This is a genomic window from Snuella sedimenti (genome assembly GCF_016428595.1).
Classification (GTDB): domain Bacteria; phylum Bacteroidota; class Bacteroidia; order Flavobacteriales; family Flavobacteriaceae; genus Snuella; species Snuella sedimenti.
In genome coordinates this window covers 171156-184838 of the sequence record NZ_JAELVQ010000001.1, presented here as the reverse complement: position 1 = coordinate 184838, position 13683 = coordinate 171156, and the positions used below count along the sequence as shown (strand labels likewise).

Annotated in this window: 11 protein-coding genes and 1 riboswitch; of the genes, 9 read left to right on the top strand and 2 right to left on the bottom strand. The window is 35.4% G+C overall.

All coding sequences use genetic code 11. The features are described 5' to 3' along the window. Window positions 1–174 precede the first annotated feature (174 nt). Together leuB and JF259_RS00810 are read right to left on the bottom strand one after the other, a co-directional pair. Window positions 175–1293, bottom strand: a complete 1119-nt coding sequence (gene leuB / locus JF259_RS00815; RefSeq protein WP_199112131.1) for a 3-isopropylmalate dehydrogenase — start codon at window positions 1291–1293, stop codon at window positions 175–177. A 20-nt stretch (window positions 1294–1313) separates the two neighbouring features. Beyond that, complete coding sequence (locus tag JF259_RS00810; RefSeq protein WP_199112129.1) at window positions 1314–2486, bottom strand: 2-isopropylmalate synthase; 1173 nt, start codon at window positions 2484–2486, stop codon at window positions 1314–1316. A gap of 148 nt (window positions 2487–2634) precedes the next feature. Between JF259_RS00810 and JF259_RS00805 the strand changes: the two genes are divergently transcribed. The 9 genes from JF259_RS00805 to cysD all read left to right on the top strand — a co-directional run bounded on the left by JF259_RS00805 (window position 2635) and on the right by cysD (window position 13664). Then, window positions 2635–4185: a hypothetical protein gene (locus JF259_RS00805; RefSeq protein WP_199112127.1), complete on the top strand. Its 1551-nt coding sequence runs from the start codon at window positions 2635–2637 to the stop codon at window positions 4183–4185. 77 nt (window positions 4186–4262) lie between these two features. Then, window positions 4263–4408: riboswitch (SAM riboswitch) on the top strand. A 116-nt stretch (window positions 4409–4524) separates the two neighbouring features. Continuing rightward, the gene (locus JF259_RS00800) at window positions 4525–5799 is read left to right on the top strand and encodes an O-acetylhomoserine aminocarboxypropyltransferase/cysteine synthase family protein (protein WP_199112125.1); all 1275 of its coding nucleotides are present in this window, start codon (window positions 4525–4527) and stop codon (window positions 5797–5799) included. A gap of 12 nt (window positions 5800–5811) precedes the next feature. Beyond that, window positions 5812–9213 carry a bifunctional aspartate kinase/homoserine dehydrogenase I gene (thrA, locus tag JF259_RS00795; protein WP_199112122.1) on the top strand — a complete coding sequence of 1134 codons (3402 nt, stop codon included), beginning with the start codon at window positions 5812–5814 and terminating at the stop codon, window positions 9211–9213. A 7-nt stretch (window positions 9214–9220) separates the two neighbouring features. After that, entirely contained in the window at window positions 9221–10396 is a 1176-nt protein-coding gene (locus JF259_RS00790) for a trans-sulfuration enzyme family protein (protein ID WP_199112120.1), read from the top strand. Window positions 10397–10430: 34 nt separating this feature from the next. Continuing rightward, window positions 10431–11198 (top strand): hypothetical protein, encoded by a 768-nt coding sequence (locus JF259_RS00785; protein ID WP_199112118.1) that lies wholly within the window; start codon window positions 10431–10433, stop codon window positions 11196–11198. 66 nt (window positions 11199–11264) lie between these two features. Beyond that, complete coding sequence (locus tag JF259_RS00780; RefSeq protein WP_199112116.1) at window positions 11265–11678, top strand: RrF2 family transcriptional regulator; 414 nt, start codon at window positions 11265–11267, stop codon at window positions 11676–11678. Window positions 11679–11846: 168 nt separating this feature from the next. Beyond that, the gene (locus JF259_RS00775; protein WP_199112115.1) at window positions 11847–12104 is read left to right on the top strand and encodes a DUF2061 domain-containing protein; all 258 of its coding nucleotides are present in this window, start codon (window positions 11847–11849) and stop codon (window positions 12102–12104) included. An 11-nt stretch (window positions 12105–12115) separates the two neighbouring features. Then, window positions 12116–12736: a phosphoadenosine phosphosulfate reductase domain-containing protein gene (locus JF259_RS00770; RefSeq protein WP_199112113.1), complete on the top strand. Its 621-nt coding sequence runs from the start codon at window positions 12116–12118 to the stop codon at window positions 12734–12736. Between the two features lie 22 nt (window positions 12737–12758). Continuing rightward, window positions 12759–13664 (top strand): sulfate adenylyltransferase subunit CysD, encoded by a 906-nt coding sequence (gene cysD / locus JF259_RS00765; protein ID WP_199112111.1) that lies wholly within the window; start codon window positions 12759–12761, stop codon window positions 13662–13664. Window positions 13665–13683 lie beyond the last annotated feature (19 nt).

Here is a 13683-nt window from a genome sequence, read left to right as displayed (position 1 = left end):
CAAAAAGATATGAATAAAAGTTTGAATTTTGGCCAACCGAGCATTACTTATGTGAATACTATCGGCAAAATAAGATTTTATACGAGGTGAAATACTGTAATTAAAAAAGCGTACTCTTTCGAATACGCTTTTAAGGACTCCAAAAATTTTAATTTTGGTGACTAACTCAAATAATTAAATTATAGTGGACTGCCCTAAATGTATGTTTGTAAAATTTAAATTTGTTTCGTCCGGGTTATTGATAAAGTCTTCAATAAAATCTCCAACTTTACTGGTACTAATATTATCGTACTTGGTGTTTAGATCTGGTGTTGTAATATGAAGCTTTAATGCTTTATCTACACCTTCTCTAACCAATGATGCTTCATCGTATAGGCCAAAGTGATCTAAAAGCATGGCGGCAGATAGAATAGCAGCAATCGGATTGGCAATTCCTTTATTGCGAGCCGTGGTATACGTGCCGTGAATGGGTTCGAACATAGCATGTGTGTCTCCTATTGAGGCCGATGCCAACAAGCCAATAGATCCCACAATAACACTAGCTTCTTCCGAAATGATATCACCAAACATGTTTTCGGTTAAGATAACATCAAATTGTTTAGGATTGGTAATAACTTGCATAGCAGCATTGTCAATAAACAAAAAGTCTAGAGTCACATCGGGATATTGAGATGCAAGTTCCTTAACTACTTTTCGCCAAAGCCTAGAACTTTCAAGTACGTTTGCTTTGTCTATTAAGGTTAGTTTTTGTTTTCTGGATTGAGCAGCTTTAAATGCCATATGGGCAATACGTTCTATTTCAAACCTAGAATATTCACATATATCCGATGCATTATTGCCATCTTCACTTACTTTTTTATCACCAAAATAAATACCTCCCGTTAACTCACGATAAATACAAATGTTAACATCTTTAATATACTTTCGCTTGAGAGGTGAATTGTTTAACAGGTCTTCATAAGCGATAACAGGTCTTATATTGGTAAATAAGTCGAGTTCTTTACGTAATTTTAAAAGACCTTGTTCTGGCCTTATTTTAGCATAAGGATCATTATCGTATTTTGGTTCTCCTATAGCACCAAACAATATGGCATCAGCTTTTTTGCAAAGTTCTAGTGAGGTATCAGGCAAAGGAATACCATCTTTGTCAATAGCACTGGCGCCAATAAGGCCGTAATCAAATGTAAATACATGATTAAATTCCATAGCAATAGCCTTTAAAACCTTAACGGCTTCGGCTGTTACTTCTGGTCCAATACCATCTCCTGGTAAAACGGCGATATTTAATTTCATGTATTTATTAACTGTTATCGTTAAGAGTTGATCTCTTTGTATATTTTACTGTTTTCTATAATTTGATGAATGTCGTTATCATCAATTTCCTTTTTCTTATCGGCAAATTCTAAAAAGCTTTGATAGATAACATCCAATTGTAGCTTTGTTAATTCATAACCAATATTTTTAGCTCTGTAGGCTAGAGCTGCCCTTCCGCTTCTGGCGGTTAATACTATAGCAGACTCTGTAACGCCAACATCTTTTGGGTCAATAATCTCGTAGGTTTCACGATTTTTTATAACACCATCTTGATGGATACCCGAGCTATGTGCAAAAGCATTAGCTCCAACAATTGCCTTGTTTGGTTGGGTGTAAATACCCATACTATCGGATACTAATTGACTAATGCCATAAAGCATTTCGGTTTTAATATTAGTGTCTAGATTCAAGTACGGATGCTGTTTCAAGATCATTACTACTTCCTCTAAAGCAGTGTTGCCGGCACGTTCACCAATACCATTAATAGTACACTCAATTTGTCTAGCGCCATTAATAACGCCTTCAATAGAGTTTGCAGTAGCTAACCCAAGGTCATTATGGCAGTGGCATGATAAAATTGCTTTATCAATACCTTTTACATTCTCTTTTAAGTATTTTATTTTTGCTCCGTATTCGCTTGGTAAACAATATCCAGTTGTGTCTGGAATATTAAGCACGGTAGCACCGGCCTTAATTACAGTTTCACATACACGTGCTAAATATTCATTGTCGGTTCTTCCGGCATCTTCGGCATAAAATTCAACATCTTCAACAAAGGATTTTGCGTATTTAACAGCGGCGTAGGCACGTTCAAGAACATCCTCCCGAGTGGATCTAAATTTATATTTTATATGAGAATCAGAAGTCCCTATTCCAGTGTGAATACGAGGTGTTTTAGCATGCTTTAACGCTTCAGCAGCTACTTTAATATCATTTTCAACCGATCGTGTAAGTCCACAAACTGTTGCATTTTTAACAATTTTAGAAATAGCTTCTACCGATTTAAAGTCACCAGGACTCGATACAGGAAAGCCTGCTTCAATAATATCAACACCTAAATTGTCAAGTTGCTCTGCTATGATTAATTTTTGTTCAGTGTTTAATTTGCAACCTGGAACCTGCTCACCATCACGAAGTGTTGTATCAAAAATTTGTACGTTAGTATCAGACATTTATTAAAATATATTTTCGTATTGTATTACGAATGTATATTTTGGTTTCCTAAAAGGATAATTCAATAGGTGCTTTTTACGATGTTTAACATATTTATTTGTATTCTAAAACACTGTGTATCAGGTTTTTAAATACAATTTTATAACTATGACAAAAGAACAAAAAGATAATTTGTTTGTGTTAGTAAAGTCGCTGTCTAAATCGGAAAAGCGACAATTTAAACTTTATGTGGGAAGACTGGGGGTTAATGAGGATTCCAAATTTCTAACACTTTTCAATATTTTAGATAAACTTTCTGTTTATGATGAGTCGGTGATCCTTAAAAGGGGTGTGGTAAAGAAACAGCAGCTATCTAATTTAAAGGCCCATTTGTACAAACAAATCTTAATCAGTTTAAGGCTGAACCCGTCTCACCAAAATGCAAGAATTCAAATTAGGGAACAATTAGATTTTGCCACGATTCTATATCATAAGGGCTTGTATAAGCAAAGTTTAAAAATTCTTGATAAGGCAAAGGCCTTGGCTATAGCAAACGAAGAAAAGAATATAGCTTATGAGATCGTAGAGTTGGAAAAGGTTATAGAATCTCAATATATTACTAGGAGTTTAAGCAACCGGGCAGATGAACTAACCGTTCAAGCTAAAGAGCTCAGTATGCAAAACGTAATGGCTAGTAAGCTGTCTAATTTATCGCTTCAACTATATGGCTTGTTTTTAAAAACGGGTTATATAAAAAATGACAAGGAGTTTAAAAGGGTTACCAAATATTTTAATGACAGATTACCAAAGTACGATATAAATAAGCTAGGGTTTAGGGAAAAACTATGGCTGTACAAAGCGTATTTGTGGTATAGTTTTTTAACCTCAGATTTTTTGTCATGTTATAAATATGCCTCTAAGTGGGTGGATTTGTTTTATGATAATAAAGACATGATTGTTTTAAACCCTGTCTTTTTTTTAAGAGGCAATCACTACTTATTGGAAGCTTTATTTTATCTACGTCATTATGGTAAGTTTAAAACAACGCTTTTGCGTTTGGAAAGCATAACTAATGAAAAATGGTTTCCGGTAGATGATAACTTAAAAGGTTTGGCGTTTCTATATATCTACAATAACAAGTTTAATTTACATTTTATTGAAGGAAGTTTTAAAGAAGGACTTTCTTTGGTGGAGGAAGTCTTGGAGCGCTTAAAACGTTATAATGACCGAATTGATGAGCATCATGTCATGGTGTTTTATTACAAAATAGCAAGTATGTATTTTGGAGCCGGTGAGAATAAGAAGTGTATTATGTATCTGGACAAAATAATTAGTAATAAATCGTTGCAGATGCGTGAAGATTTATTGTGTTTTTCCAGGATATTAAACCTTGTGGCGCATTATGAAGCTGGATTGGATTATAATTTGGATGTGCTTATTAAAAGCACGTATAAGTTTTTGATTAAAATGGAGGATCTGTACGAAGTACAGAAAGAGTTTATCAAATTCTTAAGGGGCTTAGGTGATATTTATCCTCATGAGGTTAAAGGAGAGTTTATTAAACTGCATAAAAAGTTGAAAGAATACGAGGAAGATCCATATCAAAGCCGAGCCTTTTTATACCTAGATATTATTTCTTGGCTAGAATCTAAAATTCAAAACAGACCTATAGATCTCATAATTAGAAATAAATTTCACGAAAATAGTGCTCGAAAGTAAAATTTTTACAAAAAAATTAGGTTTTTAACTTTTTCTAACTGAATATTTGCACTCACAAAGTTCAAGAACTTATTGAAATGTTATCAAGAAAGGTGGAGGGATTAGACCCTATGAAGCCTTAGCAACCCTTTAGATGTCCTGTTATCAATTTAGGATCTTAAAGAAGGTGCTAAATTCTACCCCGTCTTAAGCTTATTTTTAGGATTTTACGGATAGATAACCCATAAAACTACTTTCTGTAGTTTTAAGATTTCTTTTTAACATTTTTCTATTAAGTACGTTAGTAATAACGCATTTTGGCTTTTGGTTTAATTTATTAATTCAAAAAAGATTAGAAAAATGAGTATTCAAAGCATTGCCACAGAGGCATTACACGCAGGGCACGACGTAGCACAAACAGGAGGAACAAGAGCTGTTCCTATTTACCAAACAACATCGTATGTTTTTAACAACACCGATCATGCAGCAAATTTATTTTCATTAAAGGAGTTAGGGTTTATATACACACGACTCAATAACCCAACAAACCAAATTTTGCAAGAGCGTTTGGCTGCAATAGAAGGTGGTATTGGGGCAGTAGTATTTGCTTCGGGAACCTCGGCCATTTCAACAGGTTTGTTGACTTTATTAAAAGCGGGCGATCATATTGTTGCTTCAAGTAGCTTGTATGGTGGTACTTACAACTTGTTAAAAGTGACTTTGCCTCGATTGGGAATCACAACTACTTTTGTAGATGCTAATAATCCTGATAATTTTAAAGAAGCGATACAAGATAATACTAGAGCATTTTTTGTAGAGTCTTTAGGAAACCCTAAATTAGATGTGTTAGACTTAGAAGCTATTGCAGCACACTCAAAAGCAGCAGGTATACCTTTTATTGTAGATAATACGGTGGCAACTCCAGCCTTGCTAAACCCTATTAAACATGGTGCAAATATTGTGATCCATTCTTTAACAAAGTATATTGGCGGACAAGGAAATTCATTGGGAGGTGCTATTATCGATGCTGGAACGTTCGATTGGACAAACGGAAAGTTTCCTGAGTTTACAGAACCATCAGCTGGTTATCACGGTTTAGTATATAGTGAAGCCTTAGGAGCGGCGGCCTATACATTTAAATTAATACTGGAAGGATTACGGGATTTTGGAGGTGCATTGAGTCCGCATAATGCTTTCAATATCATTCAAGGTTTAGAAACATTGCCAATTAGAATAAAAAAGCACAGTGAAAATGCTTTAGAGTTGGCTAAATGGTTAGACGCACAAGATGAAGTGGCTTGGGTTAATTATCCGGGATTGGAATCAAGCGAATATAAAGACTTGGCAGATAAATATTTGCCAGAGGGTCAAAGTGGTATTGTTACTTTTGGAGCCAAAGGCGGTTTTGAAGCAGCAAAAACCATTGCCGATGAGACTCAAATCTTTTCGTTGTTGGCTAATATTGGCGATACAAAATCACTGATTATCCATCCAGCGAGTACTACACATCAGCAATTGACAGAAGCCGAACAAGAATCGGCAGGCGTTACTGGTGACTTAATCAGATTGTCTGTGGGACTTGAAAATATTGAAGATTTAAAGGCTGATTTAAAAGCAGCATTTAGTAAAATTTAAAAGAGAGTATTCTTGAAAAAGACATTGGAACATATCGTTATTAAAGACTATACTACTGTAAGCAATGTGCTCAATACCAAGATAAAGCTCAGCTATCAAATTTTTGGTAAGGCTTTGGGGGAGGCTCCTGTTGTTTTGGTAAATCATGCTTTAACTGGAAATAGTAACGTAGCTGGGAATGATGGTTGGTGGAATGATTTGGTAGGTGATGACAAAGTAATCGACACCAAATTATATACGGTTTTGGCATTTAATATTCCGGGTAACGGTTTTGATGGTTTTGTAATTGACAATTACAAGGATTTTGTTGCCCGAGACATTGCAAGATTGTTTTTAATTGGGCTTGAAACCTTAAAAATAGAAAAACTGTTTGCAGTTATAGGCGGCTCTTTAGGAGGTGGTATCGCTTGGGAAATGGCTGTTTTAAAACCAGATCTTACAGAGCACCTTATTCCAGTAGCAACCGACTGGAAGTCTACCGACTGGCTAATTGCCAACTGTCAGATTCAGGAACAGTTTTTATTAAATTCTAAAAATCCTGTGCATGATGCTAGAATGCATGCCATGCTATGTTACCGTACACCGGAATCATTCAAAGAGCGTTTTCAGCGTTCAAAAAATGAAGACTTGGAGATTTTTAATGTTGAAAGCTGGTTGCTCCATCACGGAAAAAAACTGCAAGAAAGGTTTCAACTATCGGCTTATAAGTTAATGAATCAATTGTTAAAAACGATTGATGTAACAAAAGGCAGGGCAGAAGATTTTAATGTTTTGGAAACCATTAAAGCCAATATACATATTGTTGGAGTAGATTCCGATTTGTTTTTTACAGCTGAAGAGAATAGGCAAACCCATAAACAGTTGGCATTAACGCATCCCAATGTGACGTATAATGAAATAAATTCGGTACATGGACATGATGCATTTTTAATGGAATACGAGCAAGTTGAAAAAATAATAGAAGGCATTTTTGTGCCGGATTCTAAAAAGAAAAGAATGAAAGTATTAAAGTTTGGAGGTAAATCTTTATCAAATGGTGATGGCTTGAATAAAGTTATTTCAATCATTGAAGATAAAGTGAATGAAGGAGAAAAAATTACTGTGGTGGTTTCTGCAAGGGGATCTGCAACAGATGATTTGGAGGCTATTTTGAACAAGGCAGTGAGAGGGGAGTCTTATCAAGAAGATTTTGAAGCTTTTAAGAATTATCAGAAAGCCCCATTACCAACGGTCGATTTTTCAAAAGAGTTTGATATTTTAGATAAACTATTTGAAGGCATTAGCTTATTACGTGATTGCAGCCAAAAGACCAAAGACGAAATTTTAGCACAGGGAGAGTTAATGTCTGTTAAAATGGTGTCTGGATTATTAAACGAAAGACAAGTAAAGGCTCGGGCTACAGATTCCAGACAGTTGATAAAAACCGATGGTGCTTTTGGTAATGCGCAGCCTATATTACAATTGTCCAAAGATAATGTCAAAGCCTATTTTAAACAGAATGGAGCCGATACGGTTCATATAGTTACTGGTTTTATTGCTTCTAACTTAAAAGACGAAACGACTACTTTGGGTAGAAACGGCAGTAATTATACAGCCGCTTTATTGGCTAATTACTTAGATGCCGAAGAGTTACAAAACTATACGCATGTAAATGGTATATATACCGCCAACCCAGATTTGGTAGCCGATGCGCAAAAAATAAGGGAGCTTTCGTTTAGCGAAGCCAACGAATTAGCAAATTTTGGTGCAACTGTATTGCATGCAAAGACCATCATTCCACTAGTTGAGAAAAATATCAATTTACGTATTTTAAATACTTTTAATTCGGATGATGAAGGTACTTTAATTACATCCAAACCAAGCTCTAAAGAAGTAACCTCTTTGTCGGTTTTAGACAATGTGGCATTACTTAATTTAGAAGGTCGCGGATTGTTAGGAAAGAGTGGTGTTGATGCCAGAATATTTGGTGCTTTAGGAAATCAGAATATAAGCGTTAGTATCATTTCGCAAGGATCATCAGAAAGAGGTATTGGTTTAATTGTGAATGCAGATGATGCCACACAGGCGGTTATTGCATTAGAGCGTGAATTTGAAAAAGATTTTTACTCGCAGGATGTTAATAAAATAGGGGTCATAGACGATGTATCTGTCATCTCTATTATTGGTATTGAATTGAGTTCATTCCATAAGCCATTCAATGCCCTTATTAAGAACCAGATTACACCATTATTATTTAACAATACAGTAACGGGGAGAAATGTAAGTTTGGTTGTTAAAAAAGAGCAGCTTCATAAAGCCTTAAATGTTATTCATGGCGAGATATTTGGTATTTCTAAAAAGATAAATATTGCCATTTTTGGTCATGGATTGGTAGGAGGTGCTTTGATCAACCAAATTTTAAAATCACGTAAAGATATAGAAGCGCGCAAAGGAATTAACCTTAATGTGTTTGCTATTGCGAACTCTAGAAAAATGCTGTTGGACAAAGATGGTGTAAATACAGACTGGAAAGATGCCATAGCGTCAAGTAATTTATCAAGTTCGGTACAGGATGTTATCGATTTTGCCGATACTCATCATTTAGAGAACCTAATTGCAGTGGACAATACAGCAAGTCCGAATTTCCATGAAAATTATATTCCTTTAGCCGAAGCAGGTTTCGATTTGGTATCATCAAACAAGATAGCTAATACAATTTCGCATACATTCTATACCGATTTGAGAGCGCAACTAAAGGTGAATAATAAGCAGTATTTATACGAAACGACAGTTGGGGCTGGTTTGCCTTTAATCGATACCATTAAATTATTACATGAATCGGGAGAAAACATCACTAGAATTCGAGGTGTTTTTTCAGGAACCTTAAGTTATTTGTTTAATAATTTCTCTGTACAAGACAAACCGTTTAGTGAGATTGTTCAAGAAACGATTGATAAAGGCTTTACCGAACCAGATCCAAGAGAAGATTTTTCGGGTAATGATGTGGCTAGAAAGTTATTGATTTTAGCAAGAGAGTTGGATTTACAAAATGAATTTGAAGATGTGTCTGTTTTGAATTTGATACCAGAAGCATATCAAAGTATTCCTGTAGAGTCGTTTTTGAAACAGTTAGATGTATTGGACGAAGAATTCCAAAAGATAAAAGAAGATCAGAAACCCGGTCATGTGCTGCGATATATAGGTGATCTTTCAGGAGATTTATCAGGAGATAAAGGTGATTTGGAGGTGAAGCTTGTATCTATACCAGAAGATAGTACTTTGGGGCATGTTAAGGGCTCTGATGCTATATTTGAAATATTTACAGAATCCTATGGCGAACAACCTATTGTCATTCAAGGTGCCGGTGCTGGAGCAGAAGTAACGGCGCGAGGTGTTTTTGGAGATATTTTAAGGTTGTCTAAACATATTAATTAGAGGGATTATGAGCGAAAAGAACAAACAGTTTGAAACAGAAGCCATTCGTACACAATTAGAGCGTACCGAATTTTTAGAACATACAAGTCCGTTATATTTAACGTCCAGTTTTGTTTTTGAAGATGCAGAAGATATGCGTGCTTCTTTTTCGGAAGAAAAGGAACGTAATATCTATAGCCGATTTACAAACCCAAATACATCTGAGTTTGTTGATAAAATTTGTAAAATGGAAGGCGCCGAAAGTGGTTATGCTTTTGCAACGGGAATGGCAGCTGTGTTTTCAACATTTGCGGCCTTGTTAAATAGTGGCGACCATATTGTGTCGTCACGCTCTGTATTTGGTTCAACACATACCCTGTTTACAAAATATTTACCTAAGTGGAATATTACCACAAGTTATTTTAAAGTAGATGAAGTCGATACCATTGAAAGCTTAATTACACCGCAAACAAAAATTTTGTACGCAGAATCACCAACAAACCCTGCGGTAGATATTATAGACCTCGAATTGTTAGGGAATATTGCCAAAAAGCATGGTTTGATTTTAGTAATCGATAACTGCTTTGCAACGCCGTATTTGCAACAGCCCATAAAATATGGAGCGCATTTGGTAATCCATTCCGCTACAAAATTAATTGACGGACAAGGACGTGTGTTAGGAGGCGTAACAGTAGGGAGCTCGGATTTGATAAGGGAAATTTACTTATTTTCCAGAAACACAGGGCCTGCATTATCACCATTTAATGCTTGGGTTTTGTCAAAAAGTTTAGAAACACTCTCCGTACGAGTTGATAAACATTGTGAGAATGCATTAAAGGTGGCCGAATTTTTGGAAGCACATCCGCAAGTGAATTGGGTGAAGTACCCATTCTTAAAATCACATCCGCAATACGAAGTAGCCAAAAAACAAATGAAGCTCGGAGGAAACATTGTTGCTTTTGAAGTTAAAGGCGGTATAGAGGCAGGGCGTAAATTCTTAAATGCTATTAAAATGTGTTCTTTATCTGCTAATTTGGGAGATACACGTAGTATCGTTACGCATCCTGCGTCAACAACCCACAGTAAGTTGTCTGAAGCAGATAGGTTGGAGGTAAGTATTACCGATGGCTTAGTAAGAGTGTCGGTAGGTTTGGAACATGTAGATGATGTTATTGCAGATTTAGAGCAAGCATTAAATAGATAATAAAGAGTATAAGTTTATTAATATATTTAAAAAGATGAAGACTAACAACAAAGTAATTGATTTATTTGGTAAGAAGAGAATCGTTCAAAATGAAGGTGTAAAATATTCTGAACTTTTAAACGATTTTATAAAACCTTTTGAGCATGACTTTGATGAAAATTATGATATCGATGATGTTCTGGAGTTTGCCGTTCAAGTTTGGAACTTTGGAAATTTAAAAAGTGTTGTGCCTCCAGAAGAGTTTGATGAAATTTTATCTCCATCAAAAAACTTGAACACCAAAGAAAAAGCGATTTTTGAAAAAATGTTGGAGGCAAAGGTCAATGCATTTGGTCAGTATGAACGCTTTATGATTGATTTTACTTTAAAGGAGGTAAGCAATGAATTAAGATTAGAGGTTATGGCTGGGGATTTTGAAGCTTTTCTTGAAAGTTTGGAAGATAGGTTTTCGTATGAACCAATTGAGGAGGATTTTGAACAGAATTACGTTAACCGTTATGCTGTTATATTAAAACCATTAGAACCTTTTTTTGAATGGATCAATAATATATATCCAGAAGAGACTATTACAAGGGTAGAAGAGGCAAATGTTTATCTCGTTGATAATGGTATACAGGACTTAGAGAAATGGTTGAAAAAGAAATACGATAAGTTTTTTGTTATGGAATTGGAAGACTGGCATGGAAATAAAAAAGAATGGCCCCAAAAAAGATCTTATAAAATGTTTAAGCAATGGTTTCAAGTTAGTATTTCCAAAATGGTTTATGATATGGAGCCTAGACCGGTTATTAAAGAAGTTTAATCTAAAGAATTCCTCGACGCTCTGCCTCGGGGTTGTTCATTTTTTTAAATTACCTATCTTAGCACCATGCTTTCTAAAAAAACAAAATACGGATTAAAGGCACTTACCTACATCGCGAGGGTAGAAGGCGATGCACCTGTGCAGGTAAGTGAAATAGCAGCTAGCGAAAAGATTCCGCAAAAATTTTTGGAAAGTATATTAACCAGTTTGAGAAAATCGGGGTTTTTAGGATCCAAGAAAGGAAAACATGGTGGTTACTACTTGAGAAAAGACCCTTCAGAGATTCTTATGACCGAAGTTATGCGCATTTTAGAAGGTCCCATTGCTATGGTGCCCTGCGTGAGTTTGAACTTTTATGAGAAGTGCGACGATTGCCCCGATGAAAACGAATGCAGTGTCCATAAACTTATGATTCAGGTTAGGGATAGTACGCTTAATGTATTCAGAAATACGACTTTAGCCGATTTGTCAGGTAGCTAAAGATTGAAAATTTAATAATAAAATAACTTCTTTTTATTCATTTTCTTCCATTTATCCTTAAAATATGCCATTATTCTAAAAAATAGTAGAATCTGTTTTTTATGTGGAAAAAAGTTATATTTTTGTAATTCCTATTAAACCGATAGGGTTAATATAAAACGAGTTTAAATGATAGGACAAGTGATATTAAAAGATAAACAAAAATCGACTTACAAAGCAGATAGCATCAACGATAAGCCAATACGAAGTGTTGCCAAAGCTCTAAGTTGGAGGATTGTAGGTACTTTAGATACGTTAGTGGTTTCTTTTATTTTGGCAAGAGATTTTAAAATAGCAGCTTCTATTGCATCCGTAGATTTTATTACAAAATTGATTTTGTACTTTTTTCATGAGAGAGTTTGGAATATCATAAAATGGGGAAGATAATTTAGAGAAATATGTTTACAGAAAATCAAATACAGGACTTAAATGAGGCTTTTAAAAATGCAAAGCCTTCAGAAATTATAAGAAAGGCTTTAGAGCTTAGCAGTAAAGCTGTTGTGACCACAAATTTTAGACCTTATGAAGCCGCTATTTTACACGCGGTAAACAAAGAAAAGTCTGAAATTGTTGTCGTTTGGTGTGATACAGGTTATAATACGCCGCAAACATACAGACATGCCAATCAAGTAATAGATGCTTTAAAATTAAATGTATCCTTATATGTGCCTAAACAAACAGCAGCATATAGAGATGTAGTCATGGGGATACCAAGTGTTGATGCACCAGAACATGCGCTATTTACAGAACAAGTTAAATTAGAGCCTTTTAGACGTGCGATGGAAGCACATAAGCCCGAAGTGTGGTTTACTAATTTACGACAAGGACAAACTGCATTTCGAGATAGTATCGGGATTTTTAGTTTAAGTAAAGATGGCGTCCTAAAAGTAAGTCCTTTTTACTATTGGTCCGATGCCGATTTAGACACCTATTTGGAAGAACACGATTTGCCAAATGAATTTAAATATTTTGATCCAACGAAAGCCTTAGAAAACAGGGAGTGTGGTTTGCACGCCTAAGATAATTGATAAAATGAACATAATGAATAAAGATACATCACATATAAATTCGCTAGAAAACGAAGCTATATACATTATTAGAGAAGTAGCAGCACAATTTGAAAGACCGGTACTGTTATTTTCTGGAGGAAAAGATTCAATCACCCTAGTGAGGTTGGCAGTAAAAGCATTTTATCCTGCTAAAATTCCGTTTCCTTTAATGCATATAGATACGGGACATAATTTTCCTGAAACCATAGAATTTAGAGATCGTTTGGTGAAAGAGTTGGGACTAGAATTAATCGTAAGACATGTTCAGGATTCTATAGACGAAGGAAAAGTAAAAGAAGAATCTGGTAAGTATTCTAGTAGAAATCAATTACAAACCACAACACTTTTAGATGCGATTGAAGAATTTAAATTTGATGCATGTATTGGCGGTGCACGTCGCGATGAAGAAAAAGCAAGAGCTAAAGAACGTATCTTTTCCGTAAGGGATGATTTTGGCCAATGGGATGAAAAAAACCAGCGCCCTGAATTATTCGATATGCTAAATGGTCAGATTGAATTGGGACAAAACGTACGTGTGTTCCCTATTTCAAACTGGACAGAGTTGGATGTGTGGTCGTATATCGAAAAAGAAAATATAGAAATACCATCTATCTATTTTGCGCATACCAGAGCCACATTCTTAAGAGATGGGTTAATATGGTCTGCCGAAGATGATGTGGTTTACCGCGAAGACGATGAAGAAGTTGTAGATCGTATGGTGCGTTTTAGAACAGTAGGAGATATGAGTTGTACGGCAGCAGTACTTTCCGATGCAACCGATATCAAAACAGTTGTTCGGGAAATTCGTGAGTCTTCCATTTCTGAACGTGGAGCTCGTATTGACGACAAACGTTCAGAAGCCGCCATGGAAAAACGTAAACAACAAGGGTATTTTTAAAAATAATTAGTTATTGGTT

What these genes read in the sequence shown, in the direction of transcription:
- leuB (WP_199112131.1), bottom strand. Translation starts at nt 1,293, where the DNA reads ATGAAATTAAATATCGCCGTTTTACCAGGAGATGGTATTGGACCAGAA.
- JF259_RS00810 (WP_199112129.1), bottom strand. Translation starts at nt 2,486, where the DNA reads ATGTCTGATACTAACGTACAAATTTTTGATACAACACTTCGTGATGGT.
- JF259_RS00805 (WP_199112127.1), top strand. Translation starts at nt 2,635, where the DNA reads ATGACAAAAGAACAAAAAGATAATTTGTTTGTGTTAGTAAAGTCGCTG.
- JF259_RS00800 (WP_199112125.1), top strand. Translation starts at nt 4,525, where the DNA reads ATGAGTATTCAAAGCATTGCCACAGAGGCATTACACGCAGGGCACGAC.
- JF259_RS00790 (WP_199112120.1), top strand. Translation starts at nt 9,221, where the DNA reads ATGAGCGAAAAGAACAAACAGTTTGAAACAGAAGCCATTCGTACACAA.
- JF259_RS00785 (WP_199112118.1), top strand. Translation starts at nt 10,431, where the DNA reads ATGAAGACTAACAACAAAGTAATTGATTTATTTGGTAAGAAGAGAATC.
- JF259_RS00780 (WP_199112116.1), top strand. Translation starts at nt 11,265, where the DNA reads ATGCTTTCTAAAAAAACAAAATACGGATTAAAGGCACTTACCTACATC.
- JF259_RS00775 (WP_199112115.1), top strand. Translation starts at nt 11,847, where the DNA reads ATGATAGGACAAGTGATATTAAAAGATAAACAAAAATCGACTTACAAA.
- JF259_RS00770 (WP_199112113.1), top strand. Translation starts at nt 12,116, where the DNA reads ATGTTTACAGAAAATCAAATACAGGACTTAAATGAGGCTTTTAAAAAT.
- cysD (WP_199112111.1), top strand. Translation starts at nt 12,759, where the DNA reads ATGAATAAAGATACATCACATATAAATTCGCTAGAAAACGAAGCTATA.